We start from the raw sequence: 26,615 nt of genomic DNA on the forward strand, positions 1-26,615 counted from the left end.
CTATTCCCCTGTATTAACCGGTACAGCTTTGATCAGAAATAACCTGACAACACTGTGAGATTGCTTATCAGTGCTGCGAAATAACCCACCTAATAATGGAATATCGCCCAGTAGCGGTATTTTGTTTTGCGACTCAATTTGTTTATCCTGGATGAAGCCACCCAATAACAGACTTTGCCCAACACGCAACGTGGCTTGCGTTGAGATATCTGAATTTTGTATTTCCGGCAACGGTTCACTACTGCTTATTGGCGCCTGCTGTTGCCCATCCTGAATGTTAAGATTAAGCAAAACTTCTTTTACACCATCGGCATCAATCATTCTCGGTGTCACTCGCAATAATGACCCAGAGGTGATCGATTCAAGTTTTGCCACTTTATCGCCTTGCAACTTAGTATAAAACGTTACGTTTTTATCCAGTACCGCCTGAATATTATTTAGGGTGACCACCGAAGGGCGTGATAAGACTCTGGCACGTGAATTCTTTTGTAACGCATTCAAGCGAACCATAAAGTTCCCAGTATCACCAATTACAGTGGAGAAACCATCAGCACTATTTTTCCCCGAATTACTATTAAACGAGATACCCGCGCCACCAATGGAAGTAGATGCGGACCAATCGATACCAAGCTGGCTAATATCTCCGGCATCAACATCAATAATGGTCACTGATATTTCTATTTGAACTGGCCGCTGATCCAACTGGGCGATCAAACTACGATAGACCGGCATATTGACCTGACGATCACGGATAATAACTGCGTTTTGCCGAGGATCAGCCGAGAAAAGAGGCATGCTGGTATGCGCCTCATCTTGTTCTTTTCCTGCAACTAAAGGCAGACTATTGCCCTGACTCATCTCGCGCAATACGCTGACTAAGCCCGGTAATTTAACTTGCTGATCACGATACTGATAATTAGAGTCAGCCGCAGAGGCATATTTTAGCAGGAAGACTTTCACTGTTTCTTTATTTTGGTTTTGCTTACGGGCTTGAGACGAAAGCATTTTGCTCAATGTCGTCACCCGTTCAATACAGATAGGAACACCTGTAACCTCAATAGCATCCAGACGAGAAATAGCCTTTATCGCACAGTTTTTTCCTGCGGCTACTCCGCTATGTTGTAGATATTTGATTAAAGTTGTCGTTGATAATCCATCTGGCGATATAAATTCCCTTCGGATGGCTTGAGCTTTGTAAAAATAGAGTATTTCACCATCATAGTACCAGGTAAGATTGTATAGACCGGCTAATTTAGACAGGATTGCTTCTGGTGTTTTGTCGCGAATTTTCCCACTAAAGTGTTCGTTTATTTCCGGGCTAATGACTACCGGGATGCCATAATTCATCCCTAAATCTTTTAATAGGTTAGATACACTCATACCCCGGCTATAAATAAAGAAAGGCTCTCCTTGCCAGGGAATAGCTTGTCCATGGGCCAGTGACACTGAAAACAGTAATATTAAACTGGCAAGTTCTTTCATGAGATAGCCTTGCTGACATGCTTCTTCGGTTTGGTTAAGACGTTTGTTTGGGAAGTACTCAATGTGGCTACCAAGCCACTTAAATGCTGAATAACGGCATGAATTTGTTCTAATTTCATCGAGAGATCTTGATTCTCACCGGCGATCCTCTCGCTATTATCAAGTGTATATCGCCCCCATAACCACCAATTGCCATCGTTAAACTGTAAAGCAAAATCCTGCGTATTCTCCAGCGCCACCAGCATAAGTGCAATATATCGAATAACAGTATTGGATATCATTTTTCTCTCAATAAAAAAAACACCAATACAAATAGAATGATGGTAATCCATCGCTTTGGCAGGAATTCCCTTCAACGTGAATTGAACAATATTAATATCTGATAAATCAATGTCGTTAACTAAGGGTTGTCTCTTCAACATTTCAAGCATCGGCGGTAACTCCTGCATCAGTACGATTTAATTATCCTCCGTAATTAAATATTCGTTATAAGGTAAAACCCTGATTTACTCTTTTTACAGAACTAAATGAATCTATAACGAGCAGTAATGAAATCAGTGTATTTCTTGATATCAAATTTTGGCTGTGGCGTACTAAAAAAAACAGTCAGGTGACTTTATGGAAAATTCATCATCACTCGTCACTCGATTGACACTATTACTGGGCATGACCTTAATGGCCATATGGCTTATTTCAATTGCGGCCATGGCATTCTTCTCATATGAGGATACACGCCAACGTTTGGTGAATGAATTAACCCACATGGCATCATTACGCGCAGATTTAAGTAATTACCAATTTGAAGGCGCAGAACGGGACGCAACCGCATTGATAAGTCGCCAGACAAGTTACCAAGCCACCTGGCGATTGCCTATTAGACATACAGATGATGATCCGAGCGACAATATTCCTTTTAGTTCAGGAATGTGTAATGCCATCCAATCCAGACATGACCTTCGCATCGCTCAGGCATATGGAACTTCTGGTCAAACTTATTATCTCGACAGTTTCACGATTAAAAACAAAGAAGGTATTACCATATTCAGACCACAGGCGGTATCAAATAACTATTTGAACCAGCGACGTAAAGAATTACTTTTACTGCCAATATTTCCTACCCATGACAATATTTTTTGGGGGATGCCGACTTATAGCCCACAACGAGGCTGGCATGTTTCTGTTGCCGCATGTGACCACGCCGGTTCATTAGCTGGATTCTCATTAAAACTGAATGAGTTGGTGACGGATAATCAGCCAGTTGAACAGAGAGATATTAATTTATGGTTGGATAAGAGTGGCGAGTTGTTACCGATATCTCAGCAAAATATACCTTCGCATCAGTTACATGAGATTCTTCGCCAGCTAAAAGACCGAAATTTACATGATGGTTGGCAACAAACACCTGATTATTTGGTATTAAGAACCCAGTTAAAAGGCCCCGGTTGGCAACAGTTAGTTATTTATCCCCGCGTCGGTTTTGCCTGGGAAGCGGCCAAACCCGCATTACATCAACTCCCCTTTGCACTGGCTATTTTGCTGCTGCTCACGTTAGTGCTCTCTTTATTACTGCGATATTACCTCGCTATTCCCCTATGGAACTTCATCAATATTATTGGTGCCACCGGCCCACAAGCGATGGAGCCGCGTTTACCAGTGAAACGCATGGATGAGTTAGGGCAGATTGCTCGTGCTTATAACAACTTGCTAGACACCTTGAATGAGCAGTACGACACCCTTGAAATGAAAGTAAAGGAACGCACGCTGGCACTGGCAAAATCAAAACAGCTGGCCGAACAGGCTAATCGCCGTAAGAGTGTCCATCTAACCACTATCAGTCATGAAATTCGTACCCCTTTAAATGGCACGCTAGGTGCGGTTGAGTTATTACAAAATACCCCACTGACCTGCGAGCAATATCGGTTGGCCGAGACCGCTCGCCAGTGCTCACATTCTTTACTGATGATAGTTAACAACCTGTTGGATTTTTCACGTATTGAGTCGGGGCAAATGGCCTTGTCTCAAGAGAAAACCGCCTTATTGCCCTTATTGGATCAGGCCATGTTAACTATTCATAGCCAGGCCTTGAGTAAAGCCATCACCCTCTCTACTTACGTCAGTTCGGATGTGCCGCTGGAACTGGAGTTGGACAAACAACGCTTAAAGCAGATTCTGGTTAACTTATTGGGCAATGCCGTTAAATTCACGCAATGTGGCCATATTAGGCTCAATGTAGTCCGTAAGGGCCAGCAGCTCTGCTTCACTGTTGAAGATACCGGCTGTGGTATTGATTTGCAGCTTCAACAAGAGATATTCCACCCTTTTGTCCAGACCCATGAGCACGGGCAGGGAACGGGGTTGGGACTAACTATTGCAGATAATCTGGCAAGAATGATGGGGGGGAATATTACACTTTTTAGCCTACCAGACCACGGTAGTCGCTTCTCATTAAGTCTGCCATTTTGTGGGATAATAGTGCTCAAACCGTTTAAAGGTGAAATATGTGCACCACAGCCATTACATGCTCAATTATCTTCGTGGGGGATAACCTGCCCGCCAGAAGGTAATCAATCAGTACACCTGCCGCAGACCCCCTTTAACGATAAAGAGCTGTGCTACCTACCCGGTCGCTTATATAGCAACGTTAAAAAGCATCTTAACGGAGAGAAGCAGCCCGCCTCATCTCAGCAAGAGATACCACATGCTCTCCCACTACAACCTTGGCATATGACCATATTGTTAGTCGATGATGCTGAAACCAATCGAGATATCACCGGCATGATGCTGCGCCAATTGGGGCATCAAGTGACTCTGGCAGAGAGTGGCGAAATCGCACTACGCCTCGGCCAAACGCAGCGTTTTGATCTGGTGCTGATGGATATTCGTATGCCAGGTATGGATGGGCTGGCAACAACCCGCTATTGGCGTGATGATGCGACCAACCAGGATAATCGCTGCATGATTACGGCATTAAGTGCCAATACCAATCCTGAGGAAAAGATAAGGGCCAGTCAGGCGGGGATGAATCATTATCTCTCTAAACCAGTAACTTTCAGCCAACTGGCAGAAGTACTGGATCTGACCGCACAATTCCAGCTCGAACGCGGGGTCACTCTCTCTCCCCAGTTATCAACACCGAGGCCACTATTGAATCTGGCTGACAGCTCATTGCGCCTTAAACTATTACAATCATTGCAACTATTAGTGCAGCAAGTGAGAGAGTCTCTCACCCATACCCCCACGTTATCGCACCAGCTTCACACCTTAAAAGGCTGTGCCGGGCAAGCGGGCCTTATTGAGTTACAAGACGCTGTGATTCAGCTGGAAATAGCAGTCGAAAATCATGAACTCATTACACAGCAAGATATCGATCACCTCGACGAGATAATCCATTTTCTGTTTCAACCGCGGGAGCCCCGCGACACCATTTCAATCATCAGGTAAAGGGAATAACTTTATGAATACGAAATTACTGATTGTCGACGATCATGAACTAATCATTAATGGTATTAAAAATATGTTGGCAGCTTATCCACGTTATCAAATTGTTGGCCAAGCTGATAATGGGCTGGATGTATACAATTTATGCCGCCAGACAGAACCAGACATTGCGATTATAGATCTCGGATTGCCTGGCATGGATGGCCTTGATGTCATTATTCAACTGCTTCGCCGCTGGCCGACGATGAGGATTCTGGCATTAACAGCCCGTCATGAGGAACATCACGCCAGCAAAACGTTAAGCAGTGGCGCGCTAGGTTATGTTCTGAAAAAAAGCCCACAGCAAATTCTGCTGGCCGCCATTCAAACGGTGGCGGTGGGTAAACGCTATATTGATCCCGCACTCAATAGTTCTCTGGTTAATAAACTGGCACAAGGTAGCGATGCCAGCCAACCAGTACTAACACCACGAGAACGACAGATCCTAAAACTGATTACCGAGGGTGCTTGTAATCGTATTATCGCGGTTCACCTTTCTATCAGCCAAAAAACCGTAGAAACCCACCGCCTTAATATGATGAAAAAACTGGATGTGCACAAAGTCGCTGAGCTTATCCATTGGTCATACCGCTTAGGACTAAATGAATAATGTCACTGGTGTTTTATTGATGATAGACACAAATAAAAACCCCCTATCTGTCGCTCATCGATAGGGGGCCTACAAATATCAATGCCCAACTCCAAGCAGCGAATAAATCAGCCCGAATGATCTTATATGAGTAAATGATTCGGGCCAATACGAGCGACTAACATCACCGGAACATCAAGGGTAAAGAGTATTAGCTTTGGTTAACCGGCGTCTGTTTTGGTGCAAATAACGCCTTCTCGTATGCCTTGGCTTTTTTATGGTCAAACTGATGTTCCCACTTGGCAATAACCAGCACCGCTAACGCATTCCCCACCACGTTCAGTGCGGTACGTGCCATATCCAGAATACGGTCCACACCAGCGATAAAGGCCAAACCTTCCAGTGGAATACCTACACTGCCTAGCGTTGCTAACAAGACAACAAACGAAACTCCCGGAACACCAGCAATCCCTTTAGAAGTCACCATTAAGGTTAGGACTAGAATGATCTCTTGCCCAATGGACAGCTCGATACCATATAACTGGGCAATAAATATGGCGGCAATACTCTGATAAAGGGTAGAACCATCTAAGTTGAAGGAATAGCCCGTCGGAACCACAAAGCTGGTAATCGATTTTGGCGCGCCATAGGCTTCCATTTTCTCGATGATTCGTGGCAATACAGTTTCTGAACTGGCGGTAGAGTAAGCTAAAATCAGCTCATCTTTCAAAATTCGAATCAATGTCCAGATACGTAATTTACATAATCTGGCAACGGTGCCCAGCACGACCAGTGCAAAAAATAGAATCGCGGCGTAAACCAAAATAACCAGCTTGGCCAATGGAATAAGCGAGGCAAAACCAAAATTGGCAACCGTCACCGAGATCAAACCAAACACCCCGATAGGCGCATAGCGCATAATCATATGAGTGACTTTGAACATGCTTTCAGAAATTGCTTTAAACACATTCAACAGTGGCTCTTTGGTTTCTTTTGGCAATGAAGACAGCCCTAAACCAAACAACACTGAGAAGAAGATAATTGGCAACATATCGCCTTTCGCCATGGAAGCGAAGACGTTGGCAGGAATGAGCGACAAGATAGTGCTCACCAGGCTGTGGCTACCACTTTGTACTTGCTCAGTGGTCTTTTCATACTGGGAGATATCGACCACCGTCAATGCCGACATATCAATGCCGTGCCCCGGTTGAAACACATTCGCCAAGGTGATCCCAACAATAATGGCGATGGTAGTGATAACTTCGAAATAGATAATGGTTTTCAGGCCAATTCGCCCAAGCTTCTTCGCATCACCAACACCAGCAATACCCACGATCAAGGTCGAAATAACTATCGGTACAACAATCATTTTAATTAAGCGGATGAAGATATCACCTGCTGGACTTAAAATATTACTAACTAACCACTCTCTGGATTCAATTTGATTATGCAGAACCGCACCAACCAAAATACCTAATACCAGCGCAATGAGTATTTGCCAGGCCAGACCTATTTTTACACTTTTCATACCCTAAAAATTCCTCAAAGCATCCTATAAAATGCAAGTTACCAAGCATTTCAAATAGAATACTTAATCATTAAATACGGGGCTATAGTTGATAAAACGTATGGTTCAGCCTCCCGCCAGCCGACCACGTTATAAATCAGTATCATTTCTGGACACTCTTCTGCAAGCCTTGTTTACACTAAGCCCACATGATGCTGAGGCATAACTTCAGCCCCAAAAATCTTTAGATCACAGTAAATATTTGTTATTAAAATAATAAAATCCATCAGAGACAAATAACATCGCAACTGTCTGTATAAAAAACAAGCTAAATTAAATTACATGATAAACTCTCATTGTGTTTTATTTTTTCACTTATTTTGTTTTTATTTTGTTAAATTCAGCCATTTTAATTCTCCGCTTATTCTGGAGGTTTCGCAACCAAAGTCGATTTTTTTTCAGCGAAATAAGAGAAATTTATTCAAATAGAGAAAATAGTAAATTGCATATTTATTCCATTGGGCTTTGTATTTATATATTCATATTCTCAGTTGATATATATATGTAATTCTAATTACAGTAAAATATAAAAATATAAACTTTCCGATGATTGTAAATTAATTTTTAATTTTTTGGTTAACAACTACTATTAAATTGCATTAGTCACGCTACATTAGTACTTTTAGTGACATTCCCCCTTCAATATTCTTATTTCACGCTAGAAATGAGCTGATCTGCACATTTCCTTTCCTTTATTGCATGATCACAAGGCACGTCTCCTATCATTAAGATATCGATTCACCACGCAGCACATTAAGTAAGTCTCTAAATCAACATCTTTTATGCGTGATCTGCCGCCCAAAAAAGAAACAAAACGGCCCTCCACACTATAATTAACTTTTGATTGACATATTATTAACAATCTCAAGGAGAACTATTATGAGCCAAATACATAAACACCCTATTCCAACTGCAATTGCAGAGCATGCCCTGATAAACCCTGAACAATATCAGCAATATTATCAACAATCTGTGCAGAACCCAGATGAATTTTGGGGCGAACATGGCAAGATTATTGATTGGATTAAACCGTATAAAACGGTTAAAAACACCTCCTTTGACCCCGGTCATATCAGCATCCGCTGGTTCGAAGATGGCACACTGAATCTTGCAGCTAACTGCCTTGACCGTCACCTGGCAGAGCGTGGCGATCAAACCGCAATTATTTGGGAAGGTGATGATCCTAACCAATCAAAAACCGTCACCTATAAACAGCTTCACCACGATGTATGCCAGTTTGCTAATGTGCTGAAAAAACTGGGCATCAAGAAAGGTGATGTGGTTGCAATCTATATGCCGATGGTGCCAGAAGCCGCTGTTGCTATGCTGGCCTGCGCGCGTATTGGCGCCGTGCACTCTGTTATTTTTGGTGGATTCTCACCTGATGCCGTTGCTGGCCGAATTATCGACTCTAACTCAAAACTGGTGATTACTGCCGATGAAGGCATTCGTGCTGGTCGCGCAATTCCACTGAAAAAAAATGTCGATGAAGCCCTAAAAAATCCAGCTATCACCAGTATCAAAAATGTGGTCGTCTTCCAACGTACTGGCAATGCCAGCTATTGGAAAGACGGGAGAGACTTGTGGTGGCATGACCTGATAAAAGAAGCCTCCGCCGACTGCCCGCCAGAAGAGATGAATGCCGAAGACCCACTGTTCATCCTTTATACCTCGGGTTCTACTGGCAAACCAAAAGGGGTTTTACATACCACCGGCGGTTATCTGGTTTATGCCGCGTTGACCTTTAAATACGTTTTTGATTATCACCCCGGCGATATCTACTGGTGTACCGCGGACGTTGGTTGGGTCACCGGCCACAGCTATTTGCTGTATGGCCCACTGGCTTGCGGTGCTATTACTCTGATGTTTGAAGGTGTTCCTAACTATCCAGGCGTCAATCGCTTGGGTCAGGTTATCGATAAACATCAGGTTAATATTCTGTATACCGCTCCTACCGCCATTCGTGCCTTAATGGCCGAAGGTGACAAAGCCATCGAAGGGACAAAACGCGACTCCCTACGCATTATGGGTTCAGTTGGTGAACCTATTAACCCGGAAGCATGGGAATGGTATTACAACAAGATTGGTAACAGTAAATGCCCGATTGTTGATACCTGGTGGCAAACTGAAACGGGCGGTTTCATGATAACGCCACTGCCAGGAGCCACAGAGTTAAAAGCCGGTTCAGCTACTCGCCCCTTCTTTGGGGTACAGCCAGCGTTGGTCGACAACTTAGGTAACCTGCAAGAAGGTGCAGCCGAAGGCAATCTGGTGATAACCGACTCTTGGCCGGGTCAGGCCAGAACCTTATTCGGCGATCATGACCGTTTTGAGCAGACCTACTTCTCAACCTTTAAAGGCATGTATTTCAGTGGTGATGGCGCTCGCCGTGACGAAGATGGCTACTACTGGATAACCGGCCGCGTCGATGACGTACTTAACGTTTCAGGTCACCGCCTAGGGACCGCTGAAATTGAATCCGCATTGGTTTCACACCCGAAAATTGCCGAAGCTGCCGTCGTCGGTGTCCCACACAGTATTAAAGGGCAAGCTATCTATGCCTACATCACGCTGAATCACGGTGAGGAACCAACACCAGAGCTGTATACCGAGGTGCGTAATTGGGTGCGTAAAGAGATTGGCCCAATTGCGACCCCAGATATTTTGCACTGGACTGATTCACTGCCAAAAACCCGTTCAGGCAAGATCATGCGCCGTATTCTGCGCAAAATTGCGGCTGGCGATACCAGCAACTTAGGGGATACCTCAACACTGGCCGATCCGGGCGTAGTGGACAAATTACTGGAAGAAAAACAATCAATGCAAACACCGTCGTAAATTGTGCCGCCTACCGGCGGCAAACTTAATTAATGCCTCAAAGGAGAGACTCTGATGAATGACAGCATTTATCAAGAGATTGAAAATAACCCGCGTTTCAAAGAGTTGGTGCAAAAGCGTGGCCGCTTTGCCTGGATACTGTCGCTCATTACCCTAGCGCTGTATGTCGGTTTCATTTTCCTTATTGCTTTCGAACCACAATGGCTCGGTACCCCGCTATATGCAGGCTCCAGCATTACTCGCGGCATACCCGTTGGTGTGGGGTTGATCGTTATTTCTTTTGTTCTTACAGGTATTTACGTTATTCGTGCTAATGGCGAGTTTGACCGTCTGACGGCAGAAATTCTTCGTGAGGTGAAGCAATGAAGACTCGCCATTGGTCCGTACTTTCCTTACTGACTCTGCCTGCGCTGTCACAGGCAGAAGCAATTACCGGCGAAGTTCATCGCCAGCCGCTCAATATCCAAGCGATCATTATGTTCGTACTGTTTGTTGGCGCGACATTATATATTACCTACTGGGCATCAAAGCGCACCCGTTCCCGGGGTGATTATTATACCGCTGGCGGGCGCATAACCGGTTTCCAAAATGGTTTGGCCATTGCTGGGGACTTTATGTCTGCGGCATCATTTCTGGGTATTTCCGCGCTGGTTTATACCTCTGGCTATGATGGCTTGATTTACTCCATCGGCTTTCTAATCGGCTGGCCAATCATTCTGTTTTTAATTGCCGAGCGGCTGCGTAATCTGGGTCGCTATACTTTTGCTGATGTGGCTTCTTATCGCTTGAAACAAAGGCCGATAAGAACATTATCTGCCTGTGGTTCGTTAGTGGTGGTCGCTTTATATCTGATAGCTCAAATGGTCGGTGCCGGTAAGCTGATAGAGTTGTTGTTTGGCTTGAACTACCATGTAGCTGTCGTGTTGGTGGGCATCCTGATGGTACTGTACGTCTTGTTTGGCGGCATGTTAGCCACAACGTGGGTACAGATTATCAAAGCGGTGTTACTGCTGGCGGGTGCTTCGTTTATGGCCATTATGGTTATGAAGTCGGTTAACTTTAACTTCAATACCTTATTCAGTGAGGCCATTAAAGTTCACCCTAAAGGCTTGGCGATCATGAGCCCTGGAGGGCTAGTCTCTGACCCAATATCAGCATTGTCGCTCGGCTTGGCATTAATGTTTGGTACCGCAGGCTTACCACACATTCTAATGCGTTTCTTTACGGTAAGTGATGCCAAAGAAGCCCGCAAGAGCGTGTTCTATGCCACTGGCTTTATCGGTTACTTCTACATATTGACCTTTATTATTGGTTTTGGCGCAATCCTGTTGGTCGGCCCGAATCCAGCCTTTAAGGATGCGGCGGGGGCACTGCTTGGCGGTAATAATATGGCAGCAGTGCATCTGGCTGATGCCGTGGGGGGTAGCTTCTTCTTAGGCTTTATCTCGGCAGTTGCTTTCGCAACTATTTTGGCGGTGGTTGCCGGTCTGACATTAGCGGGGGCATCTGCTGTTTCTCATGACCTTTACGCCAGTGTCATCAAGAAGGGTAAAGCAAATGAACGCGATGAACTGAGAGTTTCTAAAATCACAGTCGTTATTTTAGGGTTTGTGGCAATCGGCTTGGGGATTTTGTTTGAGAAGCAAAACATTGCTTTCATGGTAGGTTTGGCATTCTCCATTGCCGCCAGTTGTAACTTCCCAATCATCTTCATTTCAATGTATTGGGATAAACTGACCACGCGTGGTGCAATGATTGGTGGCTGGTTGGGGTTACTGACTGCGGTGCTCCTGATGATTTTAGGCCCAACTATCTGGGTAACCATTCTAGGGCACGCAAAACCAATTTATCCATATGAATACCCAGCATTATTCTCAATGATAGTGGCATTTGTCGGGATATGGTTCTTCTCCGTCACCGATAATTCAGAAGAAGGTAAGCAAGAACGTCTGCGCTTCAAAGCACAGTTTGTCCGTTCACAAACGGGGTTGGGTGCCTCTCAAAGTAGCTCTCACTGATCGTATTCGGCGGATAAAAGGCCCCTCGGGGCCTTTTTTATGGCTTCAACCAGCGGTCTAACCAAGGGAAAACCACATCTTGTTGCTCTTGGTAAAATACGTGCCCCAACGCAGGCCAGCTACGAGTGACCAAGCGTGATTCCGCATTTTGTGACCGCCAGATTGCATGCACTTTACTGTAAGCCTGCTCGACCGCATCCGATGGGAACAATTTATCTTTCCCGCCGTTAAAAAGAAGCATCGGTTTTGGTGCTGCTAAGCTGGCAATATCAGGGAAATCCAACTTATTGGCAATACCAGGGTGGAGCATGTAAAAAGCGGATTGCCCACGAAGTACATTATTACCTGGGGTCATCAAACCTTGATAGTTACCAAACCAAGAGATAGCCGCAGTGGCCGCGACCTTATCCGATAATGCAGCTAACTGCCAGGCACGATACGCTCCCATAGAAAATCCAAGAGCACCAATACGTTGGCGGTCAACTGATGGAAGTGTCGCCAGAAAATCAACCGTTCGTATATCTTCATAAGCCATCGTGCCCGCTAATGAACGGCCAAGATTAAAGAAGTTACTAGCTAAAGCCTGCTGTTGCTCATAGCTGATAGGGCCTCTATCACCCCAGCCAATAGCATCAATAGAAAGCACAACATAACCGCGTTTTGCCAACTCATCGCCGATGAATTTACCGCTAAAGAATTTATCCGACCAAGCCTGCGCTGAGGCAAGCTGCGCGCTATCGCCCCAAGGCCGGATCATTTTCTCTTTGCCAATATCAAATTTAGACCCATGGTCATGCAAAAGAACAATCGCCGGATGAGGGCCTTTGCTTTTCGGTGTTAATAGCAAGCCCTGGACACGGCTTTCATCTGTGATGTTTAATGCTATTTTTTCAGCAATATAGCGGCCACGGTCCTGCTGATCTATTTTCTCTGCTGAAAATGCAATTGTTGAGTCAGGGGTGAGCAATGCTTGTCGGAAGATCTTTCTGGTGTCACTCTTCCACTGTGAAAAGTCAGTGTATCTCCCTGCCAGCCATGAACTTTGATAAGTCATCTGTTTTTTTAGCTGTGGATAAAATACTGGCAGACTATTTTCAGTAATAGCTTCTTTTTGATACGTCACAGGACTGGCCTGTGCTGTTGCGGCAGTAAGTATCGCTGACAGGGCGAGCGAACAGACAAATAGACCGGCATTCATTCAAACCTCACAATCAAAACATCGTTTCAATTTTTGATTGAATGATTTTAAGGTAAAAAAGGTTATTTTCTGTGGTGGGGGTTATAAAAATGACAGAAAGCAAAAAGAAAAAGTTATTCAATGTTCAAACTGCATATCATGCTCGAATCGAACCTGCACAACAGACAAACAAAAAAGGCCACCCGTTAGGGTAGCCTCTTTTGCTTATTTGATGCCTGGCAGTGTCCTACTCTCGCATGGGGAGACCCCACACTACCATCGGCGCTACGGCGTTTCACTTCTGAGTTCGGCATGGGATCAGGTGGGACCACCGCGCTATGGCCGCCAGGCAAATTCTGTCTAAACTAACCCGCTATGTAATCCTACACACAGCCAGCCAGCCCAATCTCGGAACTTCGCTGAAAATTTCTATCTCTCAAATCTAAAACACCTTTGGTGTTGTAAGGTTAAGCCTCACGGATCATTAGTACTGGTTAGCTCAATGCATCGCTGCACTTACACACCCAGCCTATCAACGTCATAGTCTTTAACGTTCCTTCAGGGGGCTTAAAGCCCCAGGGAAGACTCATCTCGAGGCAAGTTTCCCGCTTAGATGCTTTCAGCGGTTATCTCTTCCGAATTTAGCTACCGGGCAATGCCATTGGCATGACAACCCGAACACCAGTGATTCGTCCACTCCGGTCCTCTCGTACTAGGAGCAGCCCCTCTCAATCTTCCAACGCCCACGGCAGATAGGGACCGAACTGTCTCACGACGTTCTAAACCCAGCTCGCGTACCACTTTAAATGGCGAACAGCCATACCCTTGGGACCTACTTCAGCCCCAGGATGTGATGAGCCGACATCGAGGTGCCAAACACCGCCGTCGATATGAACTCTTGGGCGGTATCAGCCTGTTATCCCCGGAGTACCTTTTATCCGTTGAGCGATGGCCCTTCCATTCAGAACCACCGGATCACTAAGACCTACTTTCGTACCTGCTCGAGCCGTCACTCTCGCAGTCAAGCTAGCTTATGCCTTTGCACTAACCTCACGATGTCCGACCGTGATTAGCTAACCTTCGTGCTCCTCCGTTACTCTTTGGGAGGAGACCGCCCCAGTCAAACTACCCACCAGACACTGTCCTCACCCCGGATCACGGGGCCGAGTTAGAACATCAAACATTAAAGGGTGGTATTTCAAGGTTGGCTCCATGCAGACTGGCGTCCACACTTCAATGCCTCCCACCTATCCTACACATCAAGGCTCAATGTTCAGTGTCAAGCTATAGTAAAGGTTCACGGGGTCTTTCCGTCTTGCCGCGGGTACACTGCATCTTCACAGCGAGTTCAATTTCACTGAGTCTCGGGTGGAGACAGCCTGGCCATCATTACGCCATTCGTGCAGGTCGGAACTTACCCGACAAGGAATTTCGCTACCTTAGGACCGTTATAGTTACGGCCGCCGTTTACTGGGGCTTCGATCAAGAGCTTCGCCTTGCGGCTGACCCCATCAATTAACCTTCCAGCACCGGGCAGGCGTCACACCGTATACGTCCACTTTCGTGTTTGCACAGTGCTGTGTTTTTATTAAACAGTTGCAGCCAGCTGGTATCTGCGACTGGCTTCGGCGCCGGGAGCAAGTCCCATTACCTAATGCCAGCGTGCCTTCTCCCGAAGTTACGGCACCATTTTGCCTAGTTCCTTCACCCGAGTTCTCTCAAGCGCCTGAGTATTCTCTACCTGACCACCTGTGTCGGTTTGGGGTACGATTTAATGTTACCTGATGCTTAGAGGCTTTTCCTGGAAGCTTGGCATCAACTACTTCACCACCGTAGTGGCTCGTCATCACACCTCAGCGTTGATAAGCAACCGGATTTACCAAGTCGCTCCGCCTACATGCTTAAACCGGGACAACCGTCGCCCGGCTAGCCTAGCCTTCTCCGTCCCCCCTTCGCAGTAACACCAAGTACAGGAATATTAACCTGTTTCCCATCGACTACGCTTTTCAGCCTCGCCTTAGGGGTCGACTCACCCTGCCCCGATTAACGTTGGACAGGAACCCTTGGTCTTCCGGCGTGCGGGTTTTTCACCCGCATTATCGTTACTTATGTCAGCATTCGCACTTCTGATACCTCCAGCAACCCTCACAGGTCACCTTCAACGGCTTACAGAACGCTCCCCTACCCAACAACACCTAAGTGTCGCTGCCGCAGCTTCGGTGCATGGTTTAGCCCCGTTACATCTTCCGCGCAGGCCGACTCGACCAGTGAGCTATTACGCTTTCTTTAAATGATGGCTGCTTCTAAGCCAACATCCTGGCTGTCTATGCCTTCCCACATCGTTTCCCACTTAACCATGACTTTGGGACCTTAGCTGGCGGTCTGGGTTGTTTCCCTCTTCACGACGGACGTTAGCACCCGCCGTGTGTCTCCCGTGATAACATTCTTCGGTATTCGGAGTTTGCATCGGTTTGGTAAGTCGGGATGACCCCCTAGCCGAAACAGTGCTCTACCCCCGAAGATGAGTTCACGAGGCGCTACCTAAATAGCTTTCGGGGAGAACCAGCTATCTCCCGGTTTGATTGGCCTTTCACCCCCAGCCACAAGTCATCCGCTAATTTTTCAACATTAGTCGGTTCGGTCCTCCAGTTAGTGTTACCCAACCTTCAACCTGCCCATGGCTAGATCACCGGGTTTCGGGTCTATACCTTGCAACTAGACGCCCAGTTAAGACTCGGTTTCCCTACGGCTCCCCTATTCGGTTAACCTTGCTACAAAATATAAGTCGCTGACCCATTATACAAAAGGTACGCAGTCACCCAACAAAGTAGGCTCCCACTGCTTGTACGTACACGGTTTCAGGTTCTATTTCACTCCCCTCGCCGGGGTTCTTTTCGCCTTTCCCTCACGGTACTGGTTCACTATCGGTCAGTCAGGAGTATTTAGCCTTGGAGGATGGTCCCCCCATATTCAGACAGGATGTCACGTGTCCCGCCCTACTCATCGAGTTCACAGCAAGTGTGTTTTGGTGTACGGGACTATCACCCTGTACCGTGCGACTTTCCAGACGCTTCCACTAACACACAAACTGATTCAGACTCTGGGCTCTTCCCCGTTCGCTCGCCGCTACTGGGGGAATCTCGGTTGATTTCTTTTCCTCGGGGTACTTAGATGTTTCAGTTCCCCCGGTTCGCCTTGCATGGCTATGTATTCACCATGCAATAGTGCAACGAATTGCACTGGGTTTCCCCATTCGGGTATCGTCGGTTATAACGCTTCATATCAGCTTACCGACGCTTTTCGCAGATTAGCACGCCCTTCATCGCCTCTGACTGCCTAGGCATCCACCGTGTACGCTTAGTCGCTTAACCTCACAACCCAAAGGTGTTTCTTATGTTCAAGTCGGTTGCGCGTCGTCAATACAGCGTTGTGCGGTACTCGGAATGCTCATGAACATGAAGTTCACTCCGCTTCCTCCGTGCCGTACGCCTTGCCTTCACTTAGCTCACGCGACTCTCTTCATCAGAATGCACATTGGCATTGCGATTATTTGAGAGACTCTATTACAGGTTACTTTTTATCTCAGTACATCTACGGAGAGATAAATTTCAGCTGTAATGTTTCAATTTTCAGCTTGTTCCAGATTGTTAAAGAGCAATATTTCACAACACACTGTGCCTTACGGCCGCAGTACGTTTTGAAATAGTTTTTTTATATGGTGGAGCTAAGCGGGATCGAACCGCTGACCTCCTGCGTGCAAGGCAGGCGCTCTCCCAGCTGAGCTATAGCCCCATATAAAAAGCAAAATACCTTATCGGCATAACTCATTCTCAGACAAGGCGCAGTCACGCGACGTTTATGGGTATAAACGAGTGTGTCTGTAACGCACTATGAGGATGAGTTGGTGGGTCTGAGTGGACTTGAACCACCGACCTCACCCTTATCAGGGGTGCGCTCTAACCACCTGAGCTACAGACCCAACAAGGTACTAAAGTCCGACTAATCTCTCAGTCCGGCCTTATTTGCTCGTTACTTTCTATCAGACAATCTGTGTGGACACTGCGCAATGCGTATCGTTAGGTAAGGAGGTGATCCAACCGCAGGTTCCCCTACGGTTACCTTGTTACGACTTCACCCCAGTCATGAATCACAAAGTGGTAAGCGCCCTCCCGAAGGTTAAGCTACCTACTTCTTTTGCAACCCACTCCCATGGTGTGACGGGCGGTGTGTACAAGGCCCGGGAACGTATTCACCGTAGCATTCTGATCTACGATTACTAGCGATTCCGACTTCATGGAGTCGAGTTGCAGACTCCAATCCGGACTACGACAGACTTTATGTGGTCCGCTTGCTCTCGCGAGTTCGCTTCACTTTGTATCTGCCATTGTAGCACGTGTGTAGCCCTACTCGTAAGGGCCATGATGACTTGACGTCATCCCCACCTTCCTCCGGTTTATCACCGGCAGTCTCCCTTGAGTTCCCACCATTACGTGCTGGCAACAAAGGATAAGGGTTGCGCTCGTTGCGGGACTTAACCCAACATTTCACAACACGAGCTGACGACAGCCATGCAGCACCTGTCTCACAGTTCCCGAAGGCACCGAAGCATCTCTGCTAAGTTCTGTGGATGTCAAGAGTAGGTAAGGTTCTTCGCGTTGCATCGAATTAAACCACATGCTCCACCGCTTGTGCGGGCCCCCGTCAATTCATTTGAGTTTTAACCTTGCGGCCGTACTCCCCAGGCGGTCGACTTAACGCGTTAGCTCCGGAAGCCACGCCTCAAGGGCACAACCTCCAAGTCGACATCGTTTACAGCGTGGACTACCAGGGTATCTAATCCTGTTTGCTCCCCACGCTTTCGCACCTGAGCGTCAGTCTTTGTCCAGGGGGCCGCCTTCGCCACCGGTATTCCTCCAGATCTCTACGCATTTCACCGCTACACCTGGAATTCTACCCCCCTCTACAAGACTCTAGCTTGCCAGTTTCAAATGCAGTTCCCACGTTAAGCGCGGGGATTTCACATCTGACTTAACAAACCGCCTGCGTGCGCTTTACGCCCAGTAATTCCGATTAACGCTTGCACCCTCCGTATTACCGCGGCTGCTGGCACGGAGTTAGCCGGTGCTTCTTCTGCGAGTAACGTCAATCAACCGTGCTATTAACACGACTGCCTTCCTCCTCGCTGAAAGTGCTTTACAACCCGAAGGCCTTCTTCACACACGCGGCATGGCTGCATCAGGCTTGCGCCCATTGTGCAATATTCCCCACTGCTGCCTCCCGTAGGAGTCTGGACCGTGTCTCAGTTCCAGTGTGGCTGGTCATCCTCTCAGACCAGCTAGGGATCGTCGCCTAGGTGAGCCATTACCCCACCTACTAGCTAATCCCATCTGGGCACATCCGATGGCGTGAGGCCCTAAGGTCCCCCACTTTGCTCTTGCGAGGTCATGCGGTATTAGCTACCGTTTCCAGTAGTTATCCCCCTCCATCAGGCAGTTTCCCAGACATTACTCACCCGTCCGCCGCTCGCCGGCAAAGTAGTAAACTACTTCCCGCTGCCGCTCGACTTGCATGTGTTAGGCCTGCCGCCAGCGTTCAATCTGAGCCATGATCAAACTCTTCAATTTAAGATTTGTTTGATTTGCTGCTAATAAAAGCAGCGATGCTCAAAGATTACTTTCTGCAAATATGCATTCGAACCGAAGTTCAAATGTGTACTGCTTTGGTCACTCTTCAAGACTTTGATATTTCTTCTGCCTGCCGAAACAGGCTTCGATATCGTCTTGCGAGTGCCCACACAGATTGTCTGATAAATTGTTAAAGAGCAGTGCGTTAGCAACCGGTGGTTGGTAACGCGAGGTGCGCATATTACGCTTTCCTCATTCAGAGTCAACTACTAATTTCGTTGAATTTCTCTGTTCTCTTTGCCGGTCACTTAACTACTTGATTCGTTGTGTGCCGTCTCGATGGATGCGCATTATAGGGAGTCGAATTTTTTGCACAACTCTTTTTTCGCCTTTTTCTACTGTTTGAATACTTTTCACTCCTTACGTGCAGATCTTGGTCGATCCGCTGCATTTTCCCTATGATCCCTACGGTCGATTGGTTGTAATTCCATCAGCAAAGGCTAGTATTGCCGGTAAAGTGTGATCTTATTGAGAGGCTATTGCTATGTCCGACCCTATCCGCCCTTATCTTCATTATTCACCTACTCTTGGTAAACGCGTGATGATCGATGGATCGAGCGTGATCATTGGTAATGTCATTTTGGGTGATGATGTCAGTGTCTGGCCGTTGGTTGCTATTCGTGGTGATGTTAATCAGGTCGTCATTGGCGCTCGTTCAAATATTCAAGATGGTAGTGTGTTACACGTAACCCATCATTCAGAGCATAATCCTGAAGGGAACCCCCTAGTTATTGGTGAAGACGTTACTGTTGGCCATAAAGCGATGCTCCACGGTTGTACTATTGGCAATCGGGTACTGGTGGGGATGGGGTCTATTTTGTTAGATGGTGCAGTTATCGAAGATGATGTGATGATTGGCGCGGGGAGTCTGGTTTCCCCAGGTAAACGATTAGTCAGTGGTTACCTCTATATGGGGAGCCCAGCCAGACAAGTTCGCCCTTTAACGCCGGCAGAATTAGAAGGCCTACTTTATTCTGCGAGCAACTACGTACGCTGGAAAGATGACTATCTGGCAGAAACTAAATAAGCAGTAACATAAGATGCAGGGAGTAAATCATTACCTTCCCTGCATTATTGAATATCTTTCTATCGGCTCAGTTCATCACGCAACTTATTTAGCACCGGTGTTATCTGTGGCATCACACCATGCCAAAGTTTGAAAGCATGGGCTGCCTGCCCCACCAGCATCCCTAAGCCATCAGCGTAACTCGCCACACCCAACTGCTTAGCCCAAGCTAAAAATGGTGTATCCCCCACTTGATAAAACATGTCATAGCAACGTGTTGCAGGACTCATAATATCTTTAGATAAGTTTGGTACTTCGCCATGAATTCCAGCAGCGGTAGCATTTATGATTAAGTCAAACTGCTGTCCACTCAGCGCCTGCATTTCGGCAGCCTCGATATCACCCAAATGATGAAAGACTTCGGCAAGCTGCTGTGCGCGGCTATAAGTCCGGTTAGTGATGACCACAGTGCATCCATAAGAGAGTAACGGCAAGATCACACCGCGCGCAGCCCCCCCCGCGCCCATCAATAAGATCCGATCAGAGACTCGGATCAAACCCTGGCGCTCAAGATCACTGAGCAAACCAATACCGTCCGTATTATCACCTAACAAGCGTCCGTCTTCTAATTGCTTGATAGTATTGACAGCACCTGCCAGTGACGCACGATCGGTTAGTTCATCACATTTGGCATAAGCGCGCTCTTTAAACGGCGTGGTAATGTTCGCGCCTAATGCACCATCTGCAAAAAACGACGTTAACGTTTCCTCAAAAGCGCCATGAGCGGCTAATACCATACCGTATTGATGCTCTATACCTGTCTGCTCGGCAAAAAGCGCATGAATCCTTGGCGACTTACTGTGCCCAATGGGGTTACCAAACACTGCGAAATTCTGATCCATGCTACTTTCTATCCTTGGCGAAATTGCTTACCGGTTAACGCATCTCTTATTTCAGATGGATTCAAACGACCACCCACCTCGCCAGAGAGCACTGGGAGAAAAGGGCCAAATTGCATTCTCACTTCAGTTTCTGTACGGCATGGCTCGTGACCGCTTAAGTTGGCACTGGTTGAAACCAGTGGCTTGCCATATTGCGAGCAAAGCTGCTGTACCAGTGGGTGGTCACTCACCCTTACAGCCAATGAGCTAAAACTGCCTGTTAACCAACGCGGTGTCTTAGCGCGCGCTGGAATAACCCATGTTACCGGCCCAGGCCAACAGGAGAAGAGCATTTCCTGTTGCGCTGTATTCAGCATTGAGTCATCAATATATGGCTTCAACTGCTCATAGTTAGCGGCGATTAAGATCAAACCTTTTTGCCATGGCCGCTGTTTTAAAGCTAATAAAGCATTTACTGCTTTTTCACTATCAGGGTCACAACCTAAACCAAAAACGGCTTCTGTTGGATAAGCGATGACCTCTTCTTGTTGCAAAGCCCGCAATACATCTGACAGAGCACCACTATTTTCTTGTTTATTCACGCTGTTATTACTCACTTACCACTGCCTTCCCACATAACTTGCTAGCGCAAAAACGTTTTACGCCTTGCGCGGTTCTCTTTTCCATTAACAAGGAATAGTGGCAATACGCACACTCTCCGGCAATGGGTTGCTGATTAATTGTAAACTGGCAATCGGGATAGCGATTGCAGGCGTGGAAGATCTTTCCAAACCGGGACTTGCGCTGTAGTAACTTGCCTTGGCCACATTGTGGGCAATCAATCGCTGTTTCATCAGGCTTATCAATAACTTCAGTATGATCACATTGTGGATATTGGCTACAACCAATAAACATACCAAAACGCCCTTGCCGTAACACCATTTCTGAACCGCATTCAGGGCAATATTGTCCTTCAAGAACTTTCACGATATGCCCATCAGATTGTGCTTTCAACGGGCGCATGTACTGGCAGCCGGGATAATGTGAACAACCAAGGAATGGGCCATGACCCCCACTACGAATGACTAAAGCCGATCCACATTCAGGACACGACCCATTATCCTTGGCAATAACTGTTTTCGTCATAACGCCTTCTATATAAGGTTATTAGCCAGCGATACTACCACTTAGTGCAAATAACCTTCATTGACTTCAAAAAGTAGCTCTTCCATCTGCTGATAGGCACTTTCATAACCCGGAATGTTAAACAGCACCATCAGCACAACCCATTTGAGATCCTCCAAGTCAATCTCATTAGAGTCCAACGCCATAATACGGTCGATGACCATCTCACGGGTATCAAGATGTAACACCTGAATTTGCTCAAGAAATAGGATGAAGCCGCGACAAGTGGTATCCAGACGTTGGGCTTCTTCCGCCGTATAAATCCGCAATGCTTGCGGATCCGCAGCATAAAGATAAGGTGCTTTCTGCCCTTCTTGTAGGTCTGCGAGAGCCTCTAACCAGTTCAGGGCGTTGTTGATATCCTCACGATAGAAACCTGCGTCAGCAAGATCGTCAGTAATCTTGTCTTGATCAACAAGCATTTCCGACTCGTTATGCATATAAGTTTCAAATAAGTAAATTAAAACGTCGAACATGGCCTGCCCTCCTTAATCGGACATAGCCGCCGGGTACAGCTGCGATCCACCCTGCTAACTCCAGCTCAAGCAATTTGCTGACGATATCTGGCACAGGTTGGCCGGCACGTTCGGCGACGACATCAACGGGTGTCACCTCATCTCCTACGTTAGCCAACACATCAGCAAATGGCAATTCAACTTGCTCCTCTGATGCAGAAATAGTTACTTTCCCGGGCAATGATATCCATTGAAGTGAACCGCCCACTTGTGTAGCTATCTCTTGTGCTGACCTCGCCAGATATGCGCCTTGTTGAATCAGCCAGTGCACACCTTCGCTGGTTGCACTCCCTAATGGCCCCGGTAAAGCAAAAACATCTCTCCCTTGCTCTATAGCATAGCGGGCAGTAATCAAAGAGCCACTTTTCAGCGTAGCTTCAACCACTAATACAGCAGAACTTAGCCCACTGATAATACGATTCCTTCTGGGGAAATGGGCAGCGACCGGCAATGCTGTTGTCAAAAACTCAGAGACCAGAGCTCCACCTTGGCACTCAATGTCTTTGGCCAGATGACGATGTCGACGTGGATATATGTTCTCCAACCCGCTACCTAATACCGCGATGGTCTTTCCTTTAGCATTCAAAGCCGCTTGATGACAAATCCCATCAATCCCAATTGCCAGACCACTGGTGATAACCAACCCCGTTCGAGCCAGTTCTGAAGCAAAGTAACAGCCCCACTGCTCACCATAGTGGCTGAAATGACGGCTACCCACCATGGCAATCTGAGAGCGATACAACACATCGAGCTCGCCAGAAACAAACAGCACCAGAGGAGCGGCAGAGATATGAGCCAAACGGGGTGGATAGCTTGGCTCACCGTAGGCTAATAAGTGGTGAGAAGGCTGACTCAGCCAAGTTAAACTGGCCTCAATATAGCGGGGATCTACTTGATAAAACTGCTGGCATTGCTGAGCATCCAATCCGTAAGCAGCCAATCTGCCGGGGTGGACATCACCACGGACAAGTAACCGTCTGACCAATGCACTGCTTTTCACTACCCCAAATCCCTTAACCTTGCTCATCCTGAGCCATAATTCAGCCGCTAACATATTGCCTCCCTGGCTTGCTTTCTATGCTGACACCGATTTGTTCAATTGGTAGACGATGCTGTCAATCAGAGCCGGAAATGTCTAGAATAGAGATTGAATATCATTCACTACTCGGACGCAGATCTAGATATTTATGTCAGTATTACAAGTATTACATTACCCAGATGAGCGGCTGCGCAAAATTGCTGCGCCGGTAAAAGAAGTCAATGGCGAAATCCAGCGTATTGTGGACGACATGTTCGAGACCATGTACGCAGAGGAAGGCATTGGCCTTGCCGCAACCCAAGTGGATGTTCATAAACAAATTATCGTGATTGATGTTTCGGAAAATCGTGACCAACGCCTGGTGTTGATTAACCCAGAGCTGTTGGAGAAAAGCGGTGAAACCGGCATTGAAGAAGGTTGCTTATCAATTCCTGAGCAACGGGCATTAGTCCCTCGCGCTGAAAAAGTAAAAATCAGAGCGCTGGACCGTGATGGTAAACCGTTCGAACTGGAAGCGGATGATTTATTAGCAATCTGTATTCAGCACGAAATGGACCATTTGGTTGGCAAACTGTTTGTGGACTATTTATCGCCGCTGAAACGTCAGCGTATCCGCCAAAAGTTGGAGAAAATGGCCAAGTTAAATGCCCGAGCCGACTAACCCCATCTAATGCAGGAAACCAACGTGTCTGACTCTTTGCGGATTATTTTTGCAGGAACGCCTGATTTTGCAGCGCGCCATCTTGGCGCGCTGTTGTCTTCCCAACATCAGATTGTTGGTGTTTTCACTCAACCGGACCGTCCCGCTGGCCGAGGTAATAAACTGACCCCGAGCCCAGTGAAGGTATTGGCAGAACAACAAAGTATTCCCGTTTTTCAGCCGAAATCGCTACGACCCGAGGAGAACCAACATCTCGTGGCTGATCTGAATGCTGATATTATGGTCGTAGTTGCCTATGGTCTGATTTTGCCTGCATCTGTTTTGGCAATGCCGCGATTAGGCTGTATTAACGTCCATGGTTCCCTATTACCACGCTGGCGTGGTGCTGCGCCTATCCAACGTTCAGTATGGGCCGGTGATGCAAAAACTGGGGTAACAATCATGCAAATGGATGTTGGGCTAGACACCGGAGATATGCTGCATAAAATTGAATGTGACATTCAGCCGGATGATACCAGTGCGACAATGTACGATAAGCTGGCGCAATTAGGCCCTCAGGGCTTATTGATAACATTGCAGCAATTAGCGCAAGGCAGTGCACAGCCGGAAGTACAAAATGAAGCACAAGCCACTTATGCAGAAAAGCTAAGTAAAGAGGAGGCCAAATTAGATTGGTCACTTTCTGCGGCTCAGTTAGAACGCTGTATTCGTGCTTTTAATCCTTGGCCAGTTAGCTATTTTGTCGTTGATGAACAGCTCATCAAGGTCTGGCAGGCACAGGTACTCCCTAAAGTAGATAATACCAAGCCCGGAACCATCATTCATGCAGATAAACATGGGATCCAAGTGGCTACCGCAGATGGCGTTTTAAATATCACGCAACTGCAACCAGCCGGCAAGAAAGCCATGTCCGCAGCTGACTTATTAAATTCACGTCGCGAATGGTTTGCGCCCGGTAGTCAACTAGCATAATAACTCAGCAGCTACAGCTATATACCTAATAGATGTCAAGATGCAGGAAGGCCGGTCCAGAGATGGTCAAGTAACGAGATCAGCCAACACCCCTGCAACTTGAAAGATGACGGATGTAGGTTTCATCGCCCGATACTTCATCATCGGGCCACTTTCCCTTTATTTGCTGACGTTTGTCGGCTTTTTTGGTTATGAAAAACACATATAATCTCCGCAGCATCGCTGCTAAAGCAATTAGCCAGGTATTGGATCAGGGGCAATCGCTCAGTACCGTTTTGCCTGGGCTACAGAAAAATATTTCCGATAAAGATCGCGCATTGCTACAGGAGTTGTGTTTTGGCACTTTGCGTGTTCTACCACAGCTAGAGTGGTGTATCCAGCAGTTGATGGCGCGCCCAATGACTGGTAAACAGCGTGTTTTTCACTACCTGATTATGATCGGGCTATACCAGTTGGTTTATACCCGGATTCCGCCACATGCTGCTTTAGCCGAAACGGTTGAAGGTGCCACTGCGCTGAAACGTCCGCAACTAAAAGGGTTGATCAACGGTGTACTACGTCAATTCCAGCGTCAGCAAGTGGAATTACTGGAGCGCGCTGCAAATAGTGATAGCCGTTACCTGCATCCTAGCTGGTTATTAGCGCGTATTAAGCAAGCCTATCCAGAACAATGGCAGCAGATTGTGGACGCGAATAACCAAAAGCCACCAATGTGGCTGCGGGTAAATCGTCTCCATCATACCCGCGGTGAATATCTCGAGCTGTTAAAGCAAGCGGAGATAGATGCAGAACCTCATGCCTTTTATCCCGACGCAGTACGGCTTATTGCCCCGTGCGCCGTCAATGATCTGCCTGGTTTCGAACAAGGCTGGGTAACAGTGCAAGATGCTTCAGCCCAAGGTTGTGTTGATCTACTTGATCCGCAAAATGGTGAACAGATCCTTGATTTATGTGCCGCTCCGGGCGGTAAAACAACACACATCCTCGAAGCTGCGCCAAAAGCACATGTATTAGCTGTGGATATTGATGAACAACGGCTCAGCCGGGTTAAGGAAAATTTACAACGTCTGAAATTACATGCAGTGGTGCGAGTCGGCGATGGTCGAACCCCGGATACATGGTGTGACGATCAGCAATTTGATCGTATTCTGCTAGATGCACCTTGCTCTGCCACCGGTGTGATTCGTCGCCACCCTGATATCAAATGGTTGCGCCGAGACAGTGATATTGCCGATCTGGCAGAATTACAATCTGAGATCATTGAAGCTATCTGGCCTAGACTGAAGAAAGGTGGCGTAATGGTTTATGCTACTTGTTCGATATTGCCGCAAGAGAATCAGCAACAGATAGCCGCTTTCCTGCAACGACATTGTGAAGCAGAATTGGTTGAAACTGGTACTAACGCGACTCCCGGTAAACAAAACTTGCCACACCCTGAGGATGGCGATGGTTTCTTTTATGCGAAGTTAATCAAAAGATAATCGTGGCTTTGGCTATGCCTCAAAACCTAATTTCAGTGTGGAA

18 protein-coding genes, 2 tRNA genes, 3 rRNA genes and 1 pseudogene are annotated in these 26,615 nt (G+C 46.9%); 10 read left to right on the forward strand and 14 right to left on the reverse strand.

Features of this window, described 5'->3' with window-relative positions; genetic code table 11:
- Entirely contained in the window at positions 1 to 1,482 is a 1,482-nt protein-coding gene (locus A6J66_015045; GenBank protein PNM25380.1) for an EscC/YscC/HrcC family type III secretion system outer membrane ring protein, read from the reverse strand.
- Positions 1,479 to 1,913, reverse strand: coding sequence for a hypothetical protein (locus A6J66_015050; GenBank protein ID PNM25381.1), 435 nt, complete (start codon positions 1,911 to 1,913; stop codon positions 1,479 to 1,481). The genes A6J66_015045 and A6J66_015050 overlap by 4 nt, the downstream gene beginning before the upstream one ends.
- Before the next feature lie 187 nt (positions 1,914 to 2,100).
- Here A6J66_015050 and A6J66_015055 point away from each other — a divergent pair, with 187 nt between their 5' ends.
- Both A6J66_015055 and A6J66_015060 read left to right on the forward strand, forming a co-directional pair.
- Positions 2,101 to 4,923, forward strand: a complete 2,823-nt coding sequence (locus A6J66_015055) for a hybrid sensor histidine kinase/response regulator (protein ID PNM25382.1) — start codon at positions 2,101 to 2,103, stop codon at positions 4,921 to 4,923.
- 13 nt (positions 4,924 to 4,936) lie between these two features.
- Positions 4,937 to 5,569 (forward strand): DNA-binding response regulator, encoded by a 633-nt coding sequence (locus A6J66_015060; protein PNM25383.1) that lies wholly within the window; start codon positions 4,937 to 4,939, stop codon positions 5,567 to 5,569.
- Positions 5,570 to 5,759: 190 nt separating this feature from the next.
- Here A6J66_015060 and A6J66_015065 read toward each other — a convergent pair whose 3' ends face one another.
- On the reverse strand, positions 5,760 to 7,076 hold the full coding sequence (locus tag A6J66_015065) for a glutamate/aspartate:proton symporter GltP (protein PNM25384.1): 1,317 nt from the start codon (positions 7,074 to 7,076) through the stop codon (positions 5,760 to 5,762).
- 918 nt (positions 7,077 to 7,994) lie between these two features.
- Between A6J66_015065 and acs the strand changes: the two genes are divergently transcribed.
- Genes acs through actP form a run of 3 tightly spaced genes read left to right on the forward strand, consistent with a single transcriptional unit; the run spans position 7,995 to position 11,971 of the window.
- A complete protein-coding gene (acs, locus tag A6J66_015070) occupies positions 7,995 to 9,953 on the forward strand; it encodes an acetate--CoA ligase (GenBank protein PNM25385.1) in 1,959 nt (652 codons plus the stop codon).
- Positions 9,954 to 10,007: 54 nt separating this feature from the next.
- Positions 10,008 to 10,319: a DUF485 domain-containing protein gene (locus tag A6J66_015075; GenBank protein PNM25386.1), complete on the forward strand. Its 312-nt coding sequence runs from the start codon at positions 10,008 to 10,010 to the stop codon at positions 10,317 to 10,319.
- Positions 10,316 to 11,971 carry a cation/acetate symporter ActP gene (gene actP, locus A6J66_015080; GenBank protein ID PNM25387.1) on the forward strand — a complete coding sequence of 552 codons (1,656 nt, stop codon included), beginning with the start codon at positions 10,316 to 10,318 and terminating at the stop codon, positions 11,969 to 11,971. Before A6J66_015075 ends, actP begins: the two co-directional genes overlap by 4 nt.
- A 37-nt stretch (positions 11,972 to 12,008) precedes the next feature.
- Here the strand turns inward: actP and A6J66_015085 are convergent, their stop codons facing one another.
- From A6J66_015085 to A6J66_015110, 6 genes are all read right to left on the reverse strand, one after another.
- Entirely contained in the window at positions 12,009 to 13,169 is a 1,161-nt protein-coding gene (locus A6J66_015085) for a hydrolase (GenBank protein PNM25388.1), read from the reverse strand.
- Positions 13,170 to 13,382: 213 nt separating this feature from the next.
- Positions 13,383 to 13,498: ribosomal RNA gene (gene rrf / locus A6J66_015090) — 5S ribosomal RNA — on the reverse strand.
- A 92-nt stretch (positions 13,499 to 13,590) separates the two neighbouring features.
- A 23S ribosomal RNA gene (locus A6J66_015095) occupies positions 13,591 to 16,528 on the reverse strand.
- 336 nt (positions 16,529 to 16,864) lie between these two features.
- Positions 16,865 to 16,940, reverse strand: a tRNA-Ala gene (locus tag A6J66_015100).
- 110 nt (positions 16,941 to 17,050) lie between these two features.
- Positions 17,051 to 17,127 (reverse strand) — tRNA-Ile (locus A6J66_015105).
- Positions 17,128 to 17,226: 99 nt separating this feature from the next.
- Positions 17,227 to 18,772, reverse strand: a 16S ribosomal RNA gene (locus A6J66_015110).
- Together the 16S, 23S and 5S rRNA genes with 2 tRNA genes alongside form the textbook arrangement of a ribosomal RNA operon.
- A 5-nt stretch (positions 18,773 to 18,777) precedes the next feature.
- On the opposite strand from A6J66_015110, the pseudogene A6J66_015115 reads away from it, so the two are divergent.
- Positions 18,778 to 18,955 (forward strand): annotated as a pseudogene (locus A6J66_015115) (hypothetical protein).
- Between the two features lie 361 nt (positions 18,956 to 19,316).
- Positions 19,317 to 19,859 carry a gamma carbonic anhydrase family protein gene (locus A6J66_015120; GenBank protein PNM25389.1) on the forward strand — a complete coding sequence of 181 codons (543 nt, stop codon included), beginning with the start codon at positions 19,317 to 19,319 and terminating at the stop codon, positions 19,857 to 19,859.
- Positions 19,860 to 19,918: 59 nt separating this feature from the next.
- On the opposite strand, the gene A6J66_015125 is transcribed toward A6J66_015120, so the two are convergent.
- The 5 genes from A6J66_015125 to A6J66_015145 are packed head-to-tail and all read right to left on the reverse strand — an operon-like array spanning position 19,919 to position 23,473.
- A complete protein-coding gene (locus A6J66_015125) occupies positions 19,919 to 20,740 on the reverse strand; it encodes a shikimate dehydrogenase (protein ID PNM25390.1) in 822 nt (273 codons plus the stop codon).
- Positions 20,741 to 20,748: 8 nt separating this feature from the next.
- Complete coding sequence (locus A6J66_015130) at positions 20,749 to 21,321, reverse strand: L-threonylcarbamoyladenylate synthase type 1 TsaC (protein ID PNM27030.1); 573 nt, start codon at positions 21,319 to 21,321, stop codon at positions 20,749 to 20,751.
- A 7-nt stretch (positions 21,322 to 21,328) separates the two neighbouring features.
- Entirely contained in the window at positions 21,329 to 21,865 is a 537-nt protein-coding gene (locus tag A6J66_015135) for a hypothetical protein (GenBank protein PNM25391.1), read from the reverse strand.
- 41 nt (positions 21,866 to 21,906) lie between these two features.
- Entirely contained in the window at positions 21,907 to 22,380 is a 474-nt protein-coding gene (locus tag A6J66_015140) for a DUF494 domain-containing protein (GenBank protein ID PNM25392.1), read from the reverse strand.
- Positions 22,352 to 23,473 (reverse strand): DNA-protecting protein DprA, encoded by a 1,122-nt coding sequence (locus tag A6J66_015145; protein PNM25393.1) that lies wholly within the window; start codon positions 23,471 to 23,473, stop codon positions 22,352 to 22,354. Before A6J66_015145 ends, A6J66_015140 begins: the two co-directional genes overlap by 29 nt.
- Positions 23,474 to 23,606: 133 nt before the next feature.
- Here A6J66_015145 and A6J66_015150 point away from each other — a divergent pair, with 133 nt between their 5' ends.
- The 3 genes from A6J66_015150 (at position 23,607) to A6J66_015160 (ending at position 26,572) form a co-directional block, all read left to right on the forward strand.
- A complete protein-coding gene (locus tag A6J66_015150; protein ID PNM25394.1) occupies positions 23,607 to 24,119 on the forward strand; it encodes a peptide deformylase in 513 nt (170 codons plus the stop codon).
- Positions 24,120 to 24,143: 24 nt separating this feature from the next.
- On the forward strand, positions 24,144 to 25,091 hold the full coding sequence (locus A6J66_015155) for a methionyl-tRNA formyltransferase (GenBank protein ID PNM25395.1): 948 nt from the start codon (positions 24,144 to 24,146) through the stop codon (positions 25,089 to 25,091).
- Positions 25,092 to 25,282: 191 nt separating this feature from the next.
- Complete coding sequence (locus A6J66_015160; GenBank protein ID PNM25396.1) at positions 25,283 to 26,572, forward strand: 16S rRNA (cytosine(967)-C(5))-methyltransferase RsmB; 1,290 nt, start codon at positions 25,283 to 25,285, stop codon at positions 26,570 to 26,572.
- The last annotated feature ends 43 nt before the right edge of the window (positions 26,573 to 26,615 follow it).

Origin of the sequence: Yersinia enterocolitica, assembly GCA_002082245.2 — a bacterium.
Classification (GTDB): Bacteria; Pseudomonadota; Gammaproteobacteria; order Enterobacterales; family Enterobacteriaceae; genus Yersinia; species Yersinia enterocolitica_E.

Coding starts and splice junctions, on each gene's coding strand:
- A6J66_015045 (PNM25380.1), bottom strand. CDS start 1,482: ATGAAAGAACTTGCCAGTTTAATATTACTGTTTTCAGTGTCACTGGCC.
- A6J66_015050 (PNM25381.1), bottom strand. CDS start 1,913: ATGCTTGAAATGTTGAAGAGACAACCCTTAGTTAACGACATTGATTTA.
- A6J66_015055 (PNM25382.1), top strand. CDS start 2,101: ATGGAAAATTCATCATCACTCGTCACTCGATTGACACTATTACTGGGC.
- A6J66_015060 (PNM25383.1), top strand. CDS start 4,937: ATGAATACGAAATTACTGATTGTCGACGATCATGAACTAATCATTAAT.
- A6J66_015065 (PNM25384.1), bottom strand. CDS start 7,076: ATGAAAAGTGTAAAAATAGGTCTGGCCTGGCAAATACTCATTGCGCTG.
- acs (PNM25385.1), top strand. CDS start 7,995: ATGAGCCAAATACATAAACACCCTATTCCAACTGCAATTGCAGAGCAT.
- A6J66_015075 (PNM25386.1), top strand. CDS start 10,008: ATGAATGACAGCATTTATCAAGAGATTGAAAATAACCCGCGTTTCAAA.
- actP (PNM25387.1), top strand. CDS start 10,316: ATGAAGACTCGCCATTGGTCCGTACTTTCCTTACTGACTCTGCCTGCG.
- A6J66_015085 (PNM25388.1), bottom strand. CDS start 13,169: ATGAATGCCGGTCTATTTGTCTGTTCGCTCGCCCTGTCAGCGATACTT.
- A6J66_015120 (PNM25389.1), top strand. CDS start 19,317: ATGTCCGACCCTATCCGCCCTTATCTTCATTATTCACCTACTCTTGGT.
- A6J66_015125 (PNM25390.1), bottom strand. CDS start 20,740: ATGGATCAGAATTTCGCAGTGTTTGGTAACCCCATTGGGCACAGTAAG.
- A6J66_015135 (PNM25391.1), bottom strand. CDS start 21,865: ATGACGAAAACAGTTATTGCCAAGGATAATGGGTCGTGTCCTGAATGT.
- A6J66_015140 (PNM25392.1), bottom strand. CDS start 22,380: ATGTTCGACGTTTTAATTTACTTATTTGAAACTTATATGCATAACGAG.
- A6J66_015145 (PNM25393.1), bottom strand. CDS start 23,473: ATGTTAGCGGCTGAATTATGGCTCAGGATGAGCAAGGTTAAGGGATTT.
- A6J66_015150 (PNM25394.1), top strand. CDS start 23,607: ATGTCAGTATTACAAGTATTACATTACCCAGATGAGCGGCTGCGCAAA.
- A6J66_015160 (PNM25396.1), top strand. CDS start 25,283: ATGAAAAACACATATAATCTCCGCAGCATCGCTGCTAAAGCAATTAGC.